Here is a 21409-nt window from a genome sequence, read left to right on the forward strand (position 1 = left end):
ACACCAAATCAAACGAAGCAATAAAATGAAACCTGAAAACCCGGGCGCCTCTACGGCGGAATCCTCGAATGAAGAGGCTCCCGTTTCTTCAATTCCACATGGTCAGCGACTAAGCTGCACGGAGGAGCAGGAAAAGGTCCTATCCGTTCATCACTGGACCGATAACTATTTCAGCTTCCGCACGACACGTGATGCCGGATTGCGATTCCAGAACGGGCAATTTGTCATGGTCGGCCTGGAAGTCGATGGAAAACTGTTACGCCGGGCATACTCGATTGCCAGCGCCAACTGGGAAGAAGAACTCGAATTTTTCAGCATCAAGGTTGATAGCGGAGCATTGACCTCGCGTCTGCAACATATAGAAGTAGGCGACTATGTTCATGTGGGCCGCAAGCCTGTCGGCACTTTATTACTGGATGACCTGACACCTGGTAAAACACTGTGGCTACTGTCCACGGGTACGGGAATGGCACCATTTCTGTCGGTCATAAAAGATCCCGAAACCTACGAGCAATATCAAAATGTTGTTCTGGTTCATGGCGTTCGTCATGTTCATGACCTGGCCTATCGCGACATCATCTCTCTGGAACTGCCAGAACATGAATACCTGGGCGAATGCATCAAAAAGCAACTGATATACGCTCCGGTCGTCTCCAGAGACCCCTTCGAACGCAGTGGTCGCATCACTACTCTGTTTGCCGATGGCGAACTGGAACGCAGCGTAAACCTGCCTACCATTGATCCAGAACATGATCGTTTCATGTTGTGCGGCGGCCCTGACATGCTGAAACAGCTGCGCGAATTTCTGGACAGCCGTGGTTTCCCAGTGTCACCGTCTCGCGGTGAACCCGGTGCTTACGTTTTCGAACGCGCATTCGTCGATCGGTAAATCAAAGACAAAATCCAGTAGCTCCCCGGTGAATAAATTCACCGGGGAAGGTAACCAAACTGCCCTGTCAGTATCACCTTGAATTTGTAACACGTTCAAGTTCAGGAGAGGCGCAGTCTGCCGTTACCTCGTCACATGGCATCTCGTTTGCTTGATTGTCTTGTTGTTGAACCAGAGTAATCATCTGGCCAACCGTTGAACAAGCCCCTTTCAGACGAGAAGCTGCCATGATTTCCAGGAACTACGCACTCGCATTCGGCACCATAGCGCTCTGTATGAGCAGTTTCCTGACGACAGTCGTCCGTGCCGAGACACTCGTATTCGAGGCCACAACAGACTTTCCTGTGATTGACGCCGGGGAAGTGCCTTACTATTCAGAAGCTCCAGGGCGTCCATCACTGGCCATCGATGCTGCCATCGAGAGTAATCGCAACCAGTTTGCCAAAGCCTCCATGACTTATGAGGGAGCCTCTGGCTACTTCGATATAACGCTTGTCACACTGGCTGAACTTGATGGCGAAGCGCCTTATCGTGTTCTGATCGACGATGTACTGGTTGGCTCAGCAATCAACCCAGAGGTCATCGTCGACTACACCAGCGTTCGAAACATCTTCGAGAACATTGTAATTCCCCAAGGGGCTACCATTTCAGTTGAATCGCTGGCCAACACCAACGGCAAGATTCCCGAAGGTGACGGTACTGCATTTGCCCGTGGGCGCTGGACAAGCCTGGAGCTTGATAGCAGTGATGCAGGGACTATCGCCGAAGATGAAACAGACCTTGCAGTCGATGTCAGCATTGATGCCAGCCGCCTCGTTGTCGGTGAGTCGAGCACGCTGGTTGTGAATATTGACAACGGTTCAGACAGTGCGGTGGCAACACAACCACTGGTGACTCTGACGCGCCCTCATACACAGCTTGATATCGAGACCGGCCCTCTGGAGAGCTGCACTGAATCAGGCGATGAGATCGTCTGCCACCTGAGTGAAATTCCTGCCGGTGGTAGCCATCAGATGTTCCTGGTATTAACGGCACTGGAAGCTTCTTCATCCGTGCCACTTCAGGTAACGGTCACTGCCGACCAAACCGATTCATATATTGCAGATAACTCCGTGACATTGCCGCTGCAAATCGATGCCCGGTCAGACGCTGAAGGGACAAGCACTGATACGATCGAAAATGGCGGCAATGGCCTGACACCCGATACGACGATGAATGCAACAGAATCGGAGAGTCGCTCAGGTGGCGGCGTCAGTGTTGGCCTGCTCGGCCTATTGCTCATCGCCACATTCGGACTGAAGCGACGTTACCAGTGGAGCTGATTTCACCGCTTCAGCAACAAACAATCATGTCGTTGCCCAGCAACGCATCAGGTTGTGATAAATGCCGGTCAGTCGACTGACCTCTGAATCACCCTGGCCTCTTTCAAGCGTCAGTGTCTGTACGCTCTGATCCAGTTCATACAGGATTTCACGTTGTTGATTGTCTCGAACCAGGCTCTGAATCCAGAAGACTGAGCAGATTCTGGCTCCCTTCAGAACCGGGTTCACCTGATGCAGGCTGGTGGACGGATACAGAACAAGGTCGCCGGCCTCCAGCTTGACCTCCTGTGTTCCGAATTGCGTTTCAACCAATAACTCGCCACCGTCGTAATCATCAGCACGCGACAGAAACAAGGTAGCAGACAGATCAGTCCGCATCTGCCCCATACCTCCTGGCAATGACATGATGGAACTGTCCACATGGGCGCCGTACTGCCCCCCCTCGGTATATCGATTGAACTTGGCAGGCATGATCTTGTTCGGCAAGGCGGCCGAGATGAACTGTGGGTGTGCGTTCAATACCGCAAGGATGCGGCTCCCAATGGACTGGGCGAGTTCAGTTCGATCATCAAGATGCTGATTGGTTTTCACCGTTGCAGCCTGACTGCCTGCTGATAACTTGCCATCGACCCACTGGCTCTGCGCCAGCTGTTGTCGCATCTCCAACGCTTCTTCGACACTGAATACCGATTCAATAGCCAACAACATACTTCAGACCTTCCTCATGGATAGTTCGTTTGAATAACTAGTGGCATCGAACAAGGCCTCTCTGCCTATCCTGGCCAAGCTCGGACAGCCCGCCAGAGCCATGGTGATCTCCAGTTCATCCCGCAGGAGCTTCAGCATATGGGCCACGCCCAGAGCCCCTGCTACTGCCAGGGCAAAAACCTGAGGTCGGCCGATCAGAACCGCATCTGCACCCAGAGCCAGAGCTTTGAACACGTCAGCACCACGGCGAATACCGCCATCCAGTAAAACAGGAAATTCCTTGCCAACGGCTTCTCGAACAAGAGGCAACATCGCCATTGTCGAGGGCACAGTATCCAGACTACGCCCGCCATGATTCGAAACAACTATTCCCTGAAGTCCCAGCTCCTGACAGCGGACAGCATCAGCCGGATGCAAAATGCCTTTGAGTAAAATGGGCATGTCAGTCTGGCTCTTCAACCATTCGATATCCTGCCAGGTAGGTGCTTCACGCATGAGTCCCTGAAATATGATGCTCTCATGAGGCTCCAGTACGATGGGTTCTGGTGCGGATTGATTGGATAGATTGGCAGCGCTGCCCTCTTCCGGCAGTCGAAAACCAGATCGCTGCACCCGATTACGTACTCCATTGACAGGCACATCGACCGTCACAATCAAGGCAGAAAAACCGCAAACTTCTGCGCGTCGAATCAGGTCAAGCGTGCCGTTGCGATCCTTCTGGAAATACAATTGAAACCATTTATTACTTTGTAGCTGGTTGGCAATGCCTTCCATCGGAACCGACGACAGCGTGCTGGCAATCATGCCAGCTTCCATGATTGCTGCTGCCTCTGCCGTAGCCAGCTCTGCATCGGGATGTACCAATCCCTGATGCGCAACCGGCGCCAACAAGATGGGATGACGAAATTTCTCGCCCAGCAACGTCAATTCAGTGCTGCCTTGAGTACAGTCAGTCAGCATCCGGGGAAGAATCTGCCATCGATCAAACGACGATCTATTGCTGGCAAGCGTAAGGTCATCGGCACAACCACTTGCCAGATATTCGTAGACATCGTGCGGCAGGACTTCTCTGGCAAGCCTTTCGTAATCCTCCAGACACACTGTGCCTGGAGGGATCACAGATCCTGACTTCATAGGGCTATCAGGATTCATTCGCATGGAATCAGAACTCGTAGTTGACTGTCAATCGCGTATTCAATGCATCACCCTTGTAGGCAAAAGCACCACTGCGATAGCTAGCCAGATAATAGTCTTTATCCGTCACATTACCCACATTCAGACGTACCGACAACTGCTTGTTGAACTCGTAACTGGAGAACACATCCAACACGGTATAAGCCGGAACCTTATAGGAATACTGACCAATATCAGTATTGTATCCTGCCGCAGAATCTGGCTGTCCGGCATAGGTCTCACTGGAATAAGTGACTGCACCACCAATAACAACTTTAGGTGTGACCTCAACACGCAGCTGAGCGAAAGCACTTTTATCTGCAAAGTTACTTAGCACTCTACCGACAGAATCTTCATCGTATGATTTGAGAATCTCGGAATCCATCACACTGAACCCTGCCACGGCACTGACGGTCTCAGTGAGGTTACCTGCCAGAGAGAACTCAACGCCACGAATTCTGTTCTTGCCCGTATTCAGCGTACCTAAAGTCTCGTAGTCATCTTCACCGATGCTCTCCATGACATCACTCTTGGTCATCTGGAATACAGCGAACGTTGCCAGCAATTTGTCGTCGAACAAGTCCCACTTGGTGCCCAGCTCAAAGTTATGAGAGGTTTCAGGTTCGCTATTTCCAACCTGTGTGTTATCACCACACAAACCACCATAACCACAGTTTCCACCCAAGTCAGATTCACCACCGTTGATATTGGAGGAGCTACTGAAATTGGCGTAAACATTTCCTTCTTCGGCGACTTTCATGACTACACCCAGATGACCATTCCACAAAACGTCGTCATAGGCATATTTGGTTAATGTCGATTCGCCCGTTTCATTGTTAGTACTTTTCAGTGTATTGGTATAGTCAAAACTATCCATTCTCACACCGAAGAAACCTGTCAATCGATCGGTGAAATCAATCGTATCCATAGCGGCCAGCGATACGGTTGAGATCTTGAAATCCGAATCATAATCTCCACGCGTGATTTCACGGCCCATCAGGTTGTTCAGATCATCAACCAGATTTCCACTTGAGTCATACATGCAATAACCCGGACTAGCACCATTCCTGCCCGATGTCACACAATTACTTTCACCGGTGTTGTCAATACTGTAAACACCGTTCTTAACGTTGGTTTTGCTGAATTCTGCACTGAAGACAAACTGATGCAACAGGCTACCGATATCTTTATCTGCAAACAGATTTATCTGATCAGCAAAATAATCTATTTCCTGCCATCCCTGATGCGTACTCAGGCTAACATTGTCACCACCAGGTGCATCCGGATCAGTTTCATCAAGCACGGTACCGCGAGCTCCTGTCATGACGTAGCCATTTTCAGTGGTGCCGTAGCGAAGGGAGTTCTCTATACGAAGATCATCTGTAAATTCATAGTTCGCACGCACGGTGCCGGACTTCACGGTGGATGTCAGAAAATCCTGATTCTGTAGATAAACAGGTAAATTGTCGACGGGACCGCCGCCATCCGGGACAATATAGGTGCCCAGATCAGGCTTGTCATCCGCATCCAGATAGTAGACATCAGCCAGAACCGAGAATCGATCGCCGGTGTCATAAATTCCTGACAATGCAAATCCGGTCCTATCTTCACTGGCAGGATCCCTGTCAGGAACATCCGATGTACCCAAAAGCACATTGGCACGAACCGCTACTTCTTCATTGATCTTCTGATTAGTATCAACCGTCAAACGTCCGTAAGAATCGCTACCGATACCACCTTGCAATTTGGTGAAATCATAATCGGTACTGGCCTGTTTGGTTATGCTGTTAACAGCTCCACCTGTGGATCCACGGCCTGCAAAAGTCGAGCTGGGACCTTTGGTAATTTCCACCTGCTCTACCGCGAAGCTTTCTCGAGTTGTCATGCCTGGATCATGCAGACTATCAACGAAGACATCACTGCGAGCTTCGTGACCACGGATAATATATCGGTCTCCAAAGGCATTGCCGTTTTCACCGGTACCCAACGTAATACCTGGCACTGATGAAAGCTGATCACGAAGATCTGTCTTGCCCGATTCCTGCAATTGGGTCTGAGTAAATACCTGAATGGTCTGAGGTGTTTCAGCCAGATCTTTCACATGTCGTGAGTCACCGGATATCTTGGCCTTGTATGGCGCACCATCTTCCGCATAGGGGTTTGTATCACTGGTTTTATCCTGGAGTTCCAGCTTTTCCAGCACCAGAGTTTCTTCAGTATCAGGCACCGGTTCCGCTTCAGGCACCTGACTCTGCGCCATGGCTAAAGAAGTACACATGAGTGCAGAAACACCGACGGCCAAAGAGCGCCGGTTGAATGTCGAATTTTGCGGGATCTGCGAATATCCCAGTCGCACTGGCTTCCGGACTTCTCTACGTTCAATCTCAGAGCTTGCTCTGGATAACGCATGGCCTACAGCGGTCTTACTCATCTTTCTTTCCGTGGTCAGTTAGAGTTGGTAATCAGTGAATACTCGATCGGTATCACCAGTTTCAGCGTTTCCCGATTCATGAAATCAGGAATGCGAGGCACCGGCGAGGCCTCTGAAAGCAGTTCAAGCGCAGCCCTGTCAAGACGATCATAACCAGAGCTTTTCTCAATGCTGGCGTCCTGAATTTCACCCTCACGATTGATCGTGAACTTCAGATGCACAACACCCTCTTCCTTGCGTTTCTTGGAAGCCAGTGGATACCGATGAAACTGTTTCAACCAGGCATTGATCTTTCCCAGATAAGCATTGGGATCGCCGGTAGTTCCTTCAGCATTCTGATCGCTAGCTGAACCTGTATTCGCAACAGAGGCTGAGGTCTTGGCACCCGTACTCTCATCGGCATCACTAAGCTGTGCACTTTCCACACGTTCAGTTTCCGCCTCAGACGTTGATTCAGGCTCTGGCTCTGGCTCTGGCTCTGGCTCTGGCTCTGGCTCTGGCTCTGGTTCTGGTTCTGGTTCTGGTTCTGGTTCTGGTTCTGGTTCTGGTTCTGGCTCTGGCTCTGGCTCTGGTTCTGGTTCTGGTTCTGGTTCTGGTTCTGGTTCTGGTTCTGGTTCTGGTTCTGGTTCTGGTTCTGGTTCTGGTTCTGGTTCTGGTTCTGGCTCTGGCTCTGGCTCTGGCTCTGGCTCTGGTTCTGGTTCTGGCGTCGGTTCCGGCACTACCGGCTGATCAGCTTCCGGCTCTTCTTCCTGCTCTACAGGCTCGACCGCTTCCTCTTCCTCTTCCTCAGTAACAGCACTTTCCTCCTCGGCTTGTATTGTTTCCACCGAATTGCCCTGTATACCAAGCCCAATACTGATACCCATCTCACCGATCCCCGTCGCCCCATAGTCAGGTTCTGGCTTGTAGACCAGTAGCGCGAAAGCGACCGAAAGATGCAGAAGTAGCGCCAGCGTTGCGGCTGCGATCCAATGAACAAGACTCACAAGATTCAGCTTCCTGACTTTTGCGTTATCAGACGAATACTCAGAACACCGGATGTACGCAGAGCATCCAGCAAAGCACCTAGCTCGTCGGCACGAACATCCTTATCAGCCTTTACCACCAGTTGTTCAGACTCGGCGCGTCCATCCACTTTTAGTACTTCCTGTAGGCGACTAATGGACACTGGATCACCATCGAGCAATATTTCATTACGTCGATTGATTTGCACGTCAACGATTGAAGGCGTGCTGCCATCGGCACTATCAGCGAGTGGCGGTTGAATATCACTGCCATCCTGCGGCTGTATCTGCCCGGCGACCATGAAAAAAATCAACAGCAAAAATACGATATTGATTAGCGGAATCAGATTGCTGTCGCCAGTTGCTTTACGTCGAGCAACCGGCATGAGCTGTTCCTGATGTAAGAAATCAGCCACGACTATCGTGCGTCCTGAGTGCTGGCCAACACATGTCCCAGAGTGACATTGGCAAGTCCTAGCTGGTTCAGACGTTCAATCGATTGCACCATGGTCTGTACATTTGCATCCCCTACTGGCAGCACTGATAATGGCTTCAATGCATCGATTCGACTCAACAAATCTGTATCACTCAACACCTGGCTTCCAGAACCGAGACGCTGCACCAGGTCACCGTTTGCCATCAGCACCACGGATTGAGACTCCTGCGACGCCACACCTGATGAGGCAGGCGTATTGAATTCGAAGTAACCAAATCTATCGAATGAGGATGTCAGCATGAAGAACATCAACAGGATGAATACGACGTCGATCAATGCCGTGAGGCTGATGGGTCGACTGGAACGCCTGACAGTCAATCCAGCACTCATGACACAGCTCGAGCAGTACGCTGTAGTCGTGCGACTTGATGTTGCTCATTCGTTTTTTGCTGTACCAGCGCACTCAGAACATCAATATCGTTCTGTAGAGAGGCTGCCTGTACTTCTACCTTGCGCTCTAACCAGCTATGCGCAATGGATACCGGAATGGCGACGGCAAGACCCACGGCTGTCGTCAGCAGTGCCTGCCAGATGCCTCCAGACAAAATGGCTGGATTAACTTGCGCACCCGCACTCTCCATGGCTCGGAAGGCCTCGATCATGCCCAGGACCGTTCCAAAAAGACCAAGCAATGGGGCCAGCATTGCTATAACTTCCAGAATTCTCAAATGCGATTCCAGCTTGCCCAGGCACAACCGTGAACGGCGCATGGCTTCGTCACGTATTTCCGTGACCGAATACTTGTTCGTACTGATCATATGCAGCGCATGACTCAGCACCTGTGCACGTGGGTTTTTCTGGGCATTGACCAGAGTATTGGCTTCTACCGACTGACCTTCTGCAAGGTAGGCATAGGCTCTGTCCACGGATTTACCGGGGCGCTGACGCAAGGAGAACAACTGCCCGACTTTCACCAGAAAGACTGTCAAGGCCACCAGAGAAAAACACAGCAGTAACCAAACGACAGGACCGCCGGTAATCATCATGCTCACCAGATTGTCCAGAGTGCTGCTAACCGCCGTTTCCAGAGGTAAAACCTCAGTTATCACGTCTGCAGGAATGGATTCGGCGGCAGTTAACGTAGTCAAAATTTGCGCTCACATGTGACAGGTAATGATAACGATTCGCATTCTAATTACTATCATTATTGTCTGTCAATCGATTCACGAACTTACCTGTGAAATAGTTCCGCCTCAATCTTGTGCATAAAACTCATCAATCTTTCCGATAAGCGATAAAATATCGATTTTTCAATCGAAGTGATGCCTAATTCTGGCCCTCTAGAACGGTGAAACGCACGTCCTCATCGGTTTTGCACCGGATATATATGCGATAGGCACGACAAGCGCTGCACCAATCACTGGCACAGAGAGCTGAAGATTTTTGAGAGGGGGCGATCATCGCCGACTGCCCAGAGCAGGCTCAGGTTCTGGATGGCGCGCTAACAGTTGCCATGCGGTCTTGACAAGACGAATCGGGGTAGCGGATAGATCGAGGCGCTATGTCATTCGCGCCGATTATCCCTGGGCTCTATCAAGAACAACAGTCTGGCACTTGATGCCAAAGTGCCAGATCAAACAGCCAGGGCCTTCAGCTTGCGCACTCTACTCCCTGAGTGCGCCAAGCCGGTTTTGCCTTACAGGAAGATCGTTACGATTGAAGGCCATATGAGCAAGACGCTCAACGCCAGTAACTGAAGTCCGATAAAAGGCAGGAATCCACGGAAAATATCGGTCAACGAGATATGTGGAGGTGCCACGGATTTGAGATAGAAAGCAGCCCCGCCAAACGGTGGTGATAGAAAGCTGACCTGCATGTTCATACAGAACAGAACACCAAACCATATTGAGACCTGCGAAGGATCAAGTTGCCCGATAAAACCGATTTCCTCGATGGGCATGGCTTTAACGATAGGCAGGAATACAGGGATGATCAACAGTACGATACCCACCCAATCCATGAATGCGCCCATGAACAGCAAAATCAGCATCATCGTCAGCAGCACCCCGAAGGTAGGCATATTGGCACCAACGATAAGTTCTGCAATATAGGTTGGACCACCCGCCAGCGTATAGGCGCCAGACAAGGCAGCAGCGCCTATCGTGACCCAGATGATGGTACCGGTGGAGCGCAAGGTGCGCATCAGGCTATCCCAGAGAAGCCTGAAAGAGGCTTCACCCCGTAGTAGCGCAATGACCAGAACCGCCAATGCTCCCATACCAGCAGCTTCGGTAATACCAGTGACACCACCATAGATGGAACCGAGAACTATGCCGATAATGGTCACCGGAGCAATCAGACCCTTGCCATGCTGCCAGCCTTTGCTAGCGCGCTCGCGACCAGACACGAAGAAGATCAAACCCAGGCCCACCGCGACAACACCCGCAATGTAAGGAATGTGATAACTCATTCCTAGCCACAACGGGCCATCGTCGACAGAGACTTCTGCGTTGGTACCCAGAAGCGTATACAGAACAACGCGCAGCAGCAGCAAACTGGCCAACCCGGTCACAACGACAGCGAGAAAAGCCAGGAACATATTCCGCTTTTCACTACCCTCTGGGTCATCCGGACCAGGATCTGGCAAAGGTGCCAATGAAGGATTGATCCGTGTTCGAGTGACGATGTAGATGATGATGAAACTTGCCAGCATGAAGCCTGGTAGAAATGCACCGGTGAACAGCGCCTTGATTGATGTCTCGGTAATCAGTCCGTAGATGATGAGAACAATCGAAGGGGGGATCATTGTGCCCAGAGAGCCAGAGGCGCAGATGGTACCGATCGCCAGGTTCTGGTCGTAGCCCAATCTCAGCATCTGAGGTAAGGCAATCAGACCAAGCAGTACGATTTCCCCACCGATGATGCCGGACATGGCGGCAAGTAGAACAGCCATGACAGAGGTGACGATCGCGATTCCACCGCGTACACGGCTAAGCCAGAAATCCAGCGAGTCATACATGGACTTGGCAACACCGGATCGCTCCAGTAATGAGGCCATGAAAATGAAGAGTGGCACTGAAATAAGCACGTATTCGGTTAGAAGATCAAAGATCTTCTGCGCAAGAATATAGAGCGGCCCCGTCCCCGGTCGGCTAGTCAGCAAACCTTCTCCAAAACTGAACGGGTCTGTCAGCAATGTCGGTTCGAACTTCATGATCATGACTAGCAGTGCGAGCACTGCCGATGCCAGACCCAGAGGCATGCCAATTGCCAGGAATATCAACATTCCGACAACCAGCACTAATGAAATGGTTCCGACATCCATCAGACTTTACCTACGCTGCGTTTGATTGCTTCAATTTCCTGCTCATCAATATCGGCCAGTCCACCCCGTTCTTCGGCGGTCAGATTCCAGTCAGAGATGAGGTTGACGGCCGCCTGTATGGCGATCAATGCGACCATGATGAGAATCATCGGTTGAATGGTTGCGGGTATCGGGGGATCAAAGGCGGTGCCAAACATTTCCCACTTGTAGAACTTGGTATAAAACACTTGCTTGTAACTGCCGAATATCAGGAAGAAAGCAAAAAACCAGATAAAGGCAACTGAAATCATGTCGAACAGATGCTGCATCCAGCGAGGCACCGCATCATAGAGTAGAAATATTCTGATATGACAACGCTGCTGCATGGCATAGAGACCCGAGAGCAGGAATACATAGCCTGCAATCCACAAGGTCAGCTCGTTTGCCCAGAGCGTCGGCGCTTCAAAAACATAGCGAAGAAACACTTCGTACAACATGACGCAGGTCAGCGACAGAATAAGAATCATCGTCACTCGACCGATAAACAGGGAAAATCTATCGATGGGACGCCAGTGCTCGTATTCCATCCCGGCGCAGCGAACATTGCGCGCACCCAGAATCAACAGAATGGGAACCAGCACAAGTGCCGCCCAATCAAGAGCATCGGCATAACCGCCGAACAAACCTGGCATATCGGGTGTCACATCCTTGCGATGATGTAGCTCACCCATTTGCTGCACAAGACTGTCACTGGCAGGTGGTAGAAAGTCCAGAATAAACGCTGGCGTATGCCAAGTCGCCCAACCTGCACAAACAACGAAGGCGAATGGAATCACCCACTCCAGAAAACTGCCACTATCATCGTCCATATATAACGTCCAGGTTCATTGCTATCCGGTAGATCATCATCGATGAATAAAAAAGTGACAGGCCCTTTCAGGCACTGCCACCATTGTTCTAAACAATAACGGGGGAGTTCCCTGTTATTCCATTGCACCCAAGTCCCGCAGGAAAGCCATATGACTTTCAAGCAGCTTCTTGGACTCAGGCGTAGTTGCAAATTCTACCCATGCCTTTTGCACAGCGCCACGGTAAACAGCCAGATCTTCATCCGACCAAGTAGAAAGCGTCACACCTTTTTCTGCCAGAACTTTAGCAGTTTCGGCATTCTTCACTTCATTCAAGGTGGCGTTCTTAAGAGCCAGAGCCTGCATACCTACTTTCATGATGGCTTTGTGATGTGCTGGCATTTCGTCCCAGATGTCCTTACGGCAAGCCAGGTGATCGGCTGGCATGGAATGAAAGCCGGGGTAGTTTGTAAACTCGGCAATGTCATAAAGACCCAAGCCAACATTGTTAGTCAGGTTGGCTGCATCAGCACCATCGATAATGCCGGATTCAAGTGCCGTGAAAATTTCGTTGAAATCCATCACGATAGGTGAAGCACCCAGGTTCTTGAATACCAGAGTTTCCATACCTGGAGGCGAACGGAATTTCCAGTTCTTGAGATCTTCTACACCACGAATCGGCTTGGTAGAAGCCAGAGATTCCTGACCCGGTATCCACCAACCGACAAATTCCATCTCATGGGCATTGTAGAGCTCATTGATCTGGTTGTAGCCATCAGCATGAAGCAACCAGGCCATCTGCTGGTAAGGGTTGGAATAACCACCCATCAAATCACCAGTAAACTGGAAAGCCGGGTTCTTGCCGGTCTGATAAGCACCACCTGTCATATCGCAATCCAGGATACCCGTGGCAGCGGCGTCAAATGTCTCAGCCGACTTTACGACAGCAGAAGAGTAGAACATCTCAATCTTTATCTCGCCATTGGACATCGCAGTCACATCTTCGATGAATTCGGCGGCCAGTTCACCCGAGAGAGTTTCTGGCGAGAAATGAGTCTGGATACGTAACTTGGTGTCTTCTGCGCTTGCAGTGCCAGATGCCAGTGTCAGTGCCAATGTGGCAACACTGGATGCAGCTATTGTGGTGACACCTTTAAAATTCTTAAGCATGTTTCTCCTCACTATTAAAATGAAATATTCAGAACCCGAACAACTTCAGTCAAGCCTGATTCGTACTTAGCCTCACGACTAAACTTACTTAAAACCAAGGGCTGCGCCATTGGCGTAATAAACTTTTTTGGCATTTCCTCATGAAGCAAGTGCCGTGGATGCCTTGATGCGGCTGCTGGCATCTTCAATCAGAAACGCCATCTTCAAACTCGCATCAACTTCATTTCCAGCGGCTATCGCATCATGAACATCTCGATGGAACGAGACTATTCTGCGATTGTTGCCCACGTCCGGATTGTGCAATCGGATGATCGATAACAACGATGAATAGATGATTCCAGACAAGGCAAACAGGTACTCGTTATGCGCTGCACGTAAAACAGCGCGATGAAATCTGGCATCAGCTTTCAGAAACAACTCCATATTGGCAACATCCGCAGACATGGCTTCCAACGCACTCAGAATCTCAGCAATGTCAGACGCTGTTGCCCGCTTTGCGGCCCAGGCCGCAGCTTGCGGTTCGAACAACTGTCGTATCTCCATCAACTGCAAGAGCATGGTTGGATCAGCCTGAGCTGAGAGTTGCCAGGCAAGCACATCAAGATCAAATAGCGCCCACTGCTCTCTTGGCTTGACTCGAGTACCAATGCCACGGCGCACCTCCAGAAGACCCTTACCGACAAGCACCTTTACCGCATCACGCACAACCGTTCTGCTGACCCCGTACCGACTGACCAAAGCGGACTCGTCTTCGATCAGGCTGCCCGGCGCATAGTGCCCTGTCGCTATGCATCGACCAATCTGGTGAGCAAGCTCAGATCCCATGCTTCGTGCTAGTACAGATACTGCCGTCAAGTCCTTGAAAGACATTTCATCCATGCAGCGGATTTAAACATATTATGTTTGATTTGCAAACATGTATTCATAGCATTTATGCCTAAGCATAATCAAATGATGAAAAATATGCGACGAAGTTAATCCACTACAGGGTGATGACGATTGCAGGACAGGGCAGAACTGAGACAGATGCCTCAAGTATTGGCATCTCGAGCCTTTCTGGCACGCACAAAAGTGGCTTCTATAGCCTCGCCATCGCTGATATCGATAGCATGTCGCAATTGCTTCAGATGCGCATCCAGATTGTCCATAGACTCCAGAATGGCCTCGCGATTGGTCAGACAGACATCGCGCCACATGATGGCGTCGCTGGATGCTATTCGCGTAAAGTCACGAAAACCACCGGCGGCATACCGAAAGATCTCTTCGGCTTCCTGCTGTGTCGCCAGGGTATCAACTAATGCAAAAGCCAGAACATGTGGCAAGTGGCTGGTAGCGGCAAGCACCCTGTCATGCTGTTCGGGGCCCAATACTTCAACTTCAGCTCCAACCAATTCCCAGAGTTGCTGAACGGTGGCCGTTGCGGCTGCATCTGTCTCTGGAAGTGGGGTCAGCAACACGCGACGATTTTGATACAGACTCGCATCAGCGGCATCAACACCGGTCTTTTCACGACCTGCAATCGGGTGTCCGGGAACCACTCGGGACAAGTCCCCAAAGACATCTCTGGCATCCTTGATGAACGGTGCTTTCACACTACCCGCATCGGTAACGATTGCCGCTGGCTTCAAGTGTTCCTTGATGAGCTGCATCTGTTCGCGCATGCTCAACATGGGTACCGCAAGCATGACTACATCGGCATCACAGATTACATCCGCTGCATTGACGCTGAAGGCATCGATCAGTCCCAGCTCCAGGCCTCGCACACCCGTTGCTTCAGAGCGCACCAGGGCAACAATTTTTCCCGGAAAATTTGCCTGCTTCAAAGCCCCTGCCAAAGAGCCGCCGATCATGCCCAGACCGACAATACATAATGTGTTCATCGGCTGGTACCCGTTGTATTCAAGATTGACAAGACCCTACAGGGCGCGTGGGTATGAACCAATCACCTTGAGAAGTGGTGTCAGTTCACGCAGCTCATCCAGCACCGGAGACAGGTTTGAATCGTGCTGATGACCCGTAACAGCGATAAAGAAGTGATATTCCCACAAGGCAGAACGTGATGGCCTTGATTCGATACGGGTCATGCTGACACCGGCGGTCTCCAACGGTGCCAGGATGTGACGCAAACCGCCTGGCCTGTGCGGCGCTGCAACCATCAGCAGTGTGGCATCGTCACCACTGGGCGGAATGTCCTGATCACCGATGACGAGAAAACGGGTGGTGTTGTTTCTGTCATCCTCGATACCGACAACCAGACTGTTGAGACCATAGAGTTTCCCCGCAGTCTCGCCGGCAATTGCCGCGTATTCAGGGTGTTCCAAAGCCAGTTTGGCGGCCGCCGCATTGCTACTTTCACTGATGCGTTCGGCATTGGGCAAATTCGCATCCAGCCAATGGCGACACTGAGCCAAGGCTTGCGGATGAGCATGCACAGTCTTGATATCATCAAGCGATTCGCTACGGCTGAGCAGGCAATGCTGAATACGCATACTCAACTCACCACAGACGCGCAACGAGGACTGCGTAAGCAGATCCAGCGTCAGGTTGATCGCCCCTTCCGTAGAATTTTCCACAGGCACAACACCAAAACGGACTCGACCTGTTTCCACCGCGTGGAATATATCTGCAATGCTGGACTCGGGAACGCTTTGTACCGCAAATCCAAAATGCCTATCGGCAGCTGCGTGGCTATAGGTGCCTTCCGGCCCAAGGTAGGCCACCCGCATGGGCTCTTCAAGAGCCAGACTGGCGGAAATAATTTCGCGAAAAATACGCTGAACCGCGTAATCGCTCATGGGGCCGCCATTACGAGAGGCAACCTCTTTGAGTATTTGCGCTTCACGCTCTGGTCGATAGAAATCAACCGGCTTTCCTGCAGCTTCTGCCAGCTTGACCTTCGCCACTTTCAACGCGGCAGCTGCCCGTTGATTCAACAATGACTGAATCTGCAGATCCAGAGCATCGATTTCCTTGCGAACCGCAGCCAGATCCAACGGCTTGTCAGTATCGGTCTGTGGCTGATTCTGTGCGTCCGGAATATCAGTGCTCATGCATGCTGTTTCGCGAAGATATCAAGGTAATCGACCAGCTCGTCAACAGACCGGTCAGTGGTGGCATTGTACAAACTGGCCCGCAGGCCTCCGATCGATTTATGCCCCTTCAGTCCGACGAAGTTGCGATCCGAAGCACCCTTCAGAAATTCTGCCGTCAGCGAATCATTCTTCAACTGGAAGGGTATGTTCATGAGTGAGCGGTTCTGCGGATGTATGCGGTTGATGTATAGCTCGTGCTGATCGAGAGCCGAGTACACCCGTCCAGCCTGATTCCGATTGCGCTCAGCCATGGCACTCACTCCACCCTGCTCTAGCAACCACTGAAAAACAAGCCCTGCGGCATACCAGGCAAATGTAGGCGGTGTGTTCAGCATCGAACCCGCCTTGGCCATGGCAGCGTAGCTGAACACGGGCGGCAGCGATCGCTCTGCACTGCGCTCCAGCAATTCATCGCTGACAATGACAAGCGTAATACCCGCCGGACCAATATTCTTCTGTGCACCGGCGTAAATCATGCCGTACTGTTTGATGTCGACAGGCTGCGACAGTATCGAGGAGGACATGTCTGAAATCAGAGGCACGTTGCAGCGCGGTACTTCGTGCAGTCTTATACCATCGATGGTTTCATTGTCAGTCACATGCAGAAAACTGGCTGAATCAGAGCAAGCCCATTGATCTGCATTCGGCACTTTTATCAGTGGCATTTCCTGACAATGTGTCACCTCAATCACACTGCTCAGAGCTCGAGCTGAGTCCATCGCCTTGCCAGCCCAATAACCCGTATTGGCATAAGCAACCTGCCCGCGAACATCCAGATTCTGGACACATAATGAGAACTGGGCACTCGCCCCGCCCTGCATGAAAAGCACAGAATAATCCGAAGGAATATTCAACAACTGCCGAAAGTTGGCTTCGGTGGTTGTAGCGATTTCAGCAAAGTCCGCACTACGATGACTCATCTCGAGAACCGAGAGCCCGCGGCCTCGATAATCCAGCAACTCTGCCTGCATGCGCTCCAACACGGCCTGCGGCATTGCCGCAGGACCTGCATTGAAATTGGCTATCCGCGTCGTGGAATGCTCAGTCAAGTGTCACGGTACTCTGCAATGATTTATTTGGCGTCTTCGTCTGATGCAGCATCATCTTCCGAGTCATCTTCCGAGTCATCTTCCACAGCGTCAGCACTGGCGTCGAGCGCTTCGACATCAGCAACAGCAACAGCAACAGCCTCGCCGTCGATGATCTCGCCGTCTTCATCCAGAACATCCTCGGCACTGATGTCGGACTCATCGATTGGTGTTAACTCCACCAGTGACTCACCCTTGCTCAGTCGAATCAGACGTACACCTTGCGTATTACGTCCAACGCTGGTGACTCCCGAGACTTTGGTACGTACCAATGTGCCACCGTCGGTAATGAGCATGATTTCGTCATCCTCTCCCACCTGTACCGCGCCAATAACCGGACCATTACGCTCAGTGGTCTTGATGTCGATGACACCCATGCCACCACGTCCCTTTGTCGGATAGTCTTCAGGCTTGGTGCGCTTGCCGTAACCATGCTTCGTGGCACTGAGAATGGTTCCCTCTCCCACCACGATAAGACCGATCACGCTGTCCTCTTCCGGCATGCGAATACCGCGAACACCAGCAGCAGTTCTGCCCATGATACGGACAGCATCCTCATTGAAGCGCATGGCACGACCACCACTGGAGAACAGCATGATGTCGCTGTCGCCCGTAGTCAGAGCAACGTCAATCAAGTAATCATCAATACGCAGATCGATGGCGATAATGCCATTGGTCCGTGGTCGTGAGAAATCAGCCAGAGCTGTCTTCTTGACGACACCCTTACTGGTCGCAAACACGATGAATTGTGTTTCGCTGTAGTCACGTACCGTCAGAACCGCATTGACTCGCTCATTCTCTTCAAGCGGCAGCAGGTTGACGATGGGGCGACCACGAGCGCCTCGACTGGCAAGCGGTAGTTCGTAGACACGCTTCCAGTAGACCTTGCCGACACTGGTGAAAAACAGCACCGTGTCGTGCATGCTGGCAACAAACAGCTTGTCGACAAAATCCTGATCCTTCATGGCCGTGGCGGATCGCCCTCGACCACCGCGCTTCTGCGCCTGATAATCAGACAACGGCTGTGCTTTGACATAACCACTGTGCGATAGCGTGACCACCACAGATTCATCAGCGATCAGATCTTCTACGGTCATTTCCGAGTGATCTACCTGGATGACTGTGCGGCGCTGATCACCGTATTTTTCGATGATCGCAACCAGCTCTTCGCGGATGACACTACGCAGTCGTTCAGGGTCAGTCAGGATGTCCAGATAGTCTTCGATCTTCTCGAGAATTTCACGGTACTCGGCAATGATCTTGTCTTGCTCAAGCCCTGTCAGACGGTGCAGACGCAAGTCCAGAATTGCCTGTGCCTGAACTTCGGTCAATTGATAGCGACCGTCGTGCAGACCATACATTTCAGCCAGATTTTCCGGCTTGGAAGCAGCCGCTCCAGCGCGCTCCAGCATGCCGCTGACGATACCCGGCTCCCAAGGCTGAGCAACCAGCTTTTCCTTGGCTTCAGCCGAGTTCTGGGACTCTTTGATGAGCTGGATAATGGGATCGATATTGGCCAGTGCGACAGCCAGACCTTCCAGCACATGGGCTCGGTCACGGGCTTTGCGCAACAGAAACACCGTGCGTCTTGTCACTACTTCGCGACGGTGTCGAATGAATGCATTCAGCACCTGCACCAGATTCATCAGCTTCGGCTGCCCTTCATCCAGGGCGACCATATTGATGCCGAACACCACCTGCAACTGAGTTTGTTTATAGAGCTGGTTAAGCATGACATCGCCGGAATCTCCCCGACGCATCTCGATCACCATGCGCATACCGTCTTTATCAGACTCGTCACGCAACTCTGTGATGCCTTCGATCTTTTTGTCTTTGACCAGCTCGGCGATTTTCTCCAACAAGCGCGCCTTGTTTACCTGATAAGGCAACTCGGTAACGATGATGGTGTCTTTGTTAGTCTTCTCGTTGTACTCAACCGTAGCCAGAGCTCTTACGTACAACTTGCCGCGCCCAGTGCGATAGGCCTCCTTGATACCGCGAGCACCGTTGATAATGCCGCGCGTCGGGAAATCAGGCCCTGGCAGATGCTCCATGAGCTGCTCGACGGTTATGTCAGGCTGGTCGAGCATGGCAATGGTGGCGTTGATGACTTCCGAGATATTGTGTGGCGGGATATTGGTCGCCATACCCACCGCAATACCCGTACCACCATTAACCAGCAGGTTGGGGATGCGTGAAGGCAATACAGCTGGCTCACTTTCCGAACCGTCGTAGTTAGGAATGAAGTCAACCGTTTCCTGATCGATATCGGACAGGAGGTCTTGTGTGATTTTCTCCATGCGCACTTCGGTATAACGCATGGCGGCCGCAGGGTCGCCATCAACCGAGCCAAAGTTACCCTGACCATCTATCAGCATGTAACGCAGACTGAAAGGCTGCGCCATTCGCACCATCGAATCGTAGATGGCCGAGTCACCATGAGGATGGTACTTACCCATGACCTCACCGACGACACGCGCGGATTTGCGATAGGGCCGATTGAACTCGTAGCCTTGCTCATGCATGGCATACAGAATTCTGCGGTGTACCGGTTTAAGCCCATCGCGCACATCCGGCAAGGCACGCGAAACAATTACGCTCATGGCGTAATCGAGGAACGACTGCCTCATCTCGTCTTCGAGATTGATGGGCAGAATTTCTTTGGCGAAATCAGACATGGAGCGAAGGGCCAAACAGGGTGGCGATCGAGTCAGATCAACCCACCGATTCTAGCACATTGATGACTGTGAAAGCCGCATGCGATGGTGCACTTGATGGCGCATGCAATAGCGCTTGCTACGATCAGCTACAAGTGCTTCGCGATCACTCACTAATCATCCATGAAACTGACCACAAAGCAAGTTGCGTGACAACTCGCAGCGTGGGTGTGACAGACTCACTACCATTCGATATGACCAACCGGACCATGTCATCTGAACCGTCCAGTCGGCCACTTCTGACGTAAGGGATCGTGAAATAATTAAGTATCAGTTTTCAGTTGGTCCTGCGCCTGTCCGGCAAGGCGTGAGAAGGGCGAATAGCTGGCTATTCAACCGCCGAACAACGCGGCAGGGCAGGATGCAGGGACGACTGAAAATGATAATTAATTGTTTCACGATCCCTAAGCTTTATAATCAGGGCAGCGGCTACCTGGCCGCCACACATCGTTTCGCCAAAGCAAGGCAGGTCATGAACAGCAAGAACCATAACGTCGACCCCGCAGAACTCGCCAAATTCCAGGATCTGGCAAGTCGCTGGTGGGATGCGAATAGCGAATTCAAACCCCTTCACCAGATCAATCCGCTTCGACTGGGCTGGATCGCCGAACGGGTTGATCTACCGGCCTCCCGCGTACTGGATGTTGGCTGCGGTGGCGGCATCCTGGCAGAGTCCATGTCTCAGGCCGGCGCTGATGTGCTTGGCATTGACCTGGCAGAAGCACCGCTGGCGGTGGCACGCCTGCATGCCAAGGAATCGGGAGCGACACTGGAATACCGTGAAATTTCCGCCGAAAACTGCGCTATCGAAATGCCTGGCAGCTTCGACTGCATTACCTGCCTGGAAATGCTGGAGCACGTACCTGACCCCGCCTCTACCGTTGCCGCCTGCGCAAGCATGGTCAAGCCCGGTGGCCGGGTATTCTTCTCGACCATCAGCCGCAATCCCAAATCCTGGCTGTTCGCCATAGCCGGTGCTGAATACATTCTGCGCCTGCTACCCCGTGGTACTCACGACTGGAACAAATTCATCAAACCCTCCGAACTGGGCACCGCTTGCCGTCAGGCGGGATTGCGTGTCGATGAAATCATTGGTCTGACCTACAACCCGCTCACCAAGAACTACAAGCTGGAGCAGGATGTGGACGTGAACTACATGATTGCCACCACTCGCATCGACCCAGACAGCACCTCAGACTGACAACCCGGCGTCAGATCGGAGCGCAC

19 protein-coding genes are annotated in these 21409 nt (G+C 51.7%); 4 read left to right on the top strand and 15 right to left on the bottom strand.

The features are described 5' to 3' along the window. The first annotated feature begins 25 nt into the window (after positions 1–25). Positions 26–889: a ferredoxin--NADP reductase gene (locus tag IMCC3135_RS25475; RefSeq protein ID WP_088920148.1), complete on the top strand. Its 864-nt coding sequence runs from the start codon at positions 26–28 to the stop codon at positions 887–889. Positions 890–1116: 227 nt separating this feature from the next. After that, positions 1117–2211, top strand: a complete 1095-nt coding sequence (locus IMCC3135_RS25480; protein ID WP_088920149.1) for a hypothetical protein — start codon at positions 1117–1119, stop codon at positions 2209–2211. Positions 2212–2235: 24 nt separating this feature from the next. On the opposite strand, the gene IMCC3135_RS25485 is transcribed toward IMCC3135_RS25480, so the two are convergent. The 4 genes from IMCC3135_RS25485 to IMCC3135_RS35060 are packed head-to-tail and all read right to left on the bottom strand — an operon-like array spanning position 2236 to position 6948. Further along, a complete protein-coding gene (locus IMCC3135_RS25485; RefSeq protein ID WP_088920150.1) occupies positions 2236–2919 on the bottom strand; it encodes a Fe2+-dependent dioxygenase in 684 nt (227 codons plus the stop codon). A 3-nt stretch (positions 2920–2922) separates the two neighbouring features. Beyond that, the gene (locus IMCC3135_RS25490; protein WP_088920151.1) at positions 2923–4077 is read right to left on the bottom strand and encodes an alpha-hydroxy acid oxidase; all 1155 of its coding nucleotides are present in this window, start codon (positions 4075–4077) and stop codon (positions 2923–2925) included. A gap of 4 nt (positions 4078–4081) precedes the next feature. After that, entirely contained in the window at positions 4082–6523 is a 2442-nt protein-coding gene (locus IMCC3135_RS25495; RefSeq protein WP_088920152.1) for a TonB-dependent receptor, read from the bottom strand. Between the two features lie 14 nt (positions 6524–6537). Further along, positions 6538–6948: an energy transducer TonB gene (locus tag IMCC3135_RS35060; RefSeq protein WP_236994653.1), complete on the bottom strand. Its 411-nt coding sequence runs from the start codon at positions 6946–6948 to the stop codon at positions 6538–6540. On the opposite strand from IMCC3135_RS35060, the gene IMCC3135_RS35065 reads away from it, so the two are divergent. Next, positions 6936–7316, top strand: coding sequence for a hypothetical protein (locus IMCC3135_RS35065; RefSeq protein WP_236994654.1), 381 nt, complete (start codon positions 6936–6938; stop codon positions 7314–7316). The two genes, IMCC3135_RS35060 and IMCC3135_RS35065, sit on opposite strands and share 13 nt — an antisense overlap. 198 nt (positions 7317–7514) lie before the next feature. Here the strand turns inward: IMCC3135_RS35065 and IMCC3135_RS25505 are convergent, their stop codons facing one another. The 11 genes from IMCC3135_RS25505 to gyrA form a co-directional block, all read right to left on the bottom strand. Then, complete coding sequence (locus tag IMCC3135_RS25505) at positions 7515–7943, bottom strand: ExbD/TolR family protein (protein WP_088920154.1); 429 nt, start codon at positions 7941–7943, stop codon at positions 7515–7517. A gap of 2 nt (positions 7944–7945) precedes the next feature. Next, the gene (locus tag IMCC3135_RS25510; protein WP_088920155.1) at positions 7946–8353 is read right to left on the bottom strand and encodes an ExbD/TolR family protein; all 408 of its coding nucleotides are present in this window, start codon (positions 8351–8353) and stop codon (positions 7946–7948) included. Beyond that, positions 8350–9111 (bottom strand): MotA/TolQ/ExbB proton channel family protein, encoded by a 762-nt coding sequence (locus IMCC3135_RS25515; RefSeq protein ID WP_157736269.1) that lies wholly within the window; start codon positions 9109–9111, stop codon positions 8350–8352. Before IMCC3135_RS25515 ends, IMCC3135_RS25510 begins: the two co-directional genes overlap by 4 nt. A 548-nt stretch (positions 9112–9659) precedes the next feature. Beyond that, positions 9660–11288 carry a TRAP transporter large permease gene (locus tag IMCC3135_RS25520; RefSeq protein ID WP_088920157.1) on the bottom strand — a complete coding sequence of 543 codons (1629 nt, stop codon included), beginning with the start codon at positions 11286–11288 and terminating at the stop codon, positions 9660–9662. After that, positions 11288–12136, bottom strand: a complete 849-nt coding sequence (locus IMCC3135_RS25525) for a TRAP transporter small permease subunit (RefSeq protein WP_088920158.1) — start codon at positions 12134–12136, stop codon at positions 11288–11290. The genes IMCC3135_RS25520 and IMCC3135_RS25525 overlap by 1 nt, the downstream gene beginning before the upstream one ends. 114 nt (positions 12137–12250) lie before the next feature. Further along, positions 12251–13285 carry a TRAP transporter substrate-binding protein gene (locus tag IMCC3135_RS25530; RefSeq protein ID WP_088920159.1) on the bottom strand — a complete coding sequence of 345 codons (1035 nt, stop codon included), beginning with the start codon at positions 13283–13285 and terminating at the stop codon, positions 12251–12253. A gap of 138 nt (positions 13286–13423) precedes the next feature. After that, positions 13424–14110 (bottom strand): FadR/GntR family transcriptional regulator, encoded by a 687-nt coding sequence (locus IMCC3135_RS25535; protein WP_205737709.1) that lies wholly within the window; start codon positions 14108–14110, stop codon positions 13424–13426. Between the two features lie 206 nt (positions 14111–14316). Next, entirely contained in the window at positions 14317–15165 is an 849-nt protein-coding gene (locus tag IMCC3135_RS25540) for a prephenate dehydrogenase (RefSeq protein WP_088920161.1), read from the bottom strand. Positions 15166–15201: 36 nt separating this feature from the next. After that, positions 15202–16335: a prephenate dehydratase gene (gene pheA, locus IMCC3135_RS25545; protein ID WP_088920162.1), complete on the bottom strand. Its 1134-nt coding sequence runs from the start codon at positions 16333–16335 to the stop codon at positions 15202–15204. After that, on the bottom strand, positions 16332–17426 hold the full coding sequence (gene serC, locus IMCC3135_RS25550) for a 3-phosphoserine/phosphohydroxythreonine transaminase (protein WP_236994655.1): 1095 nt from the start codon (positions 17424–17426) through the stop codon (positions 16332–16334). The genes pheA and serC overlap by 4 nt, the downstream gene beginning before the upstream one ends. A 23-nt stretch (positions 17427–17449) precedes the next feature. Further along, entirely contained in the window at positions 17450–20143 is a 2694-nt protein-coding gene (gyrA, locus tag IMCC3135_RS25555) for a DNA gyrase subunit A (protein ID WP_088920164.1), read from the bottom strand. A 511-nt stretch (positions 20144–20654) separates the two neighbouring features. Between gyrA and ubiG the strand changes: the two genes are divergently transcribed. Beyond that, positions 20655–21383 carry a bifunctional 2-polyprenyl-6-hydroxyphenol methylase/3-demethylubiquinol 3-O-methyltransferase UbiG gene (ubiG, locus tag IMCC3135_RS25560; protein ID WP_088922073.1) on the top strand — a complete coding sequence of 243 codons (729 nt, stop codon included), beginning with the start codon at positions 20655–20657 and terminating at the stop codon, positions 21381–21383. The last annotated feature ends 26 nt before the right edge of the window (positions 21384–21409 follow it).

The sequence above is a fragment of the Granulosicoccus antarcticus IMCC3135 genome (assembly GCF_002215215.1).
Classification (GTDB): Bacteria; Pseudomonadota; Gammaproteobacteria; order Granulosicoccales; family Granulosicoccaceae; genus Granulosicoccus; species Granulosicoccus antarcticus.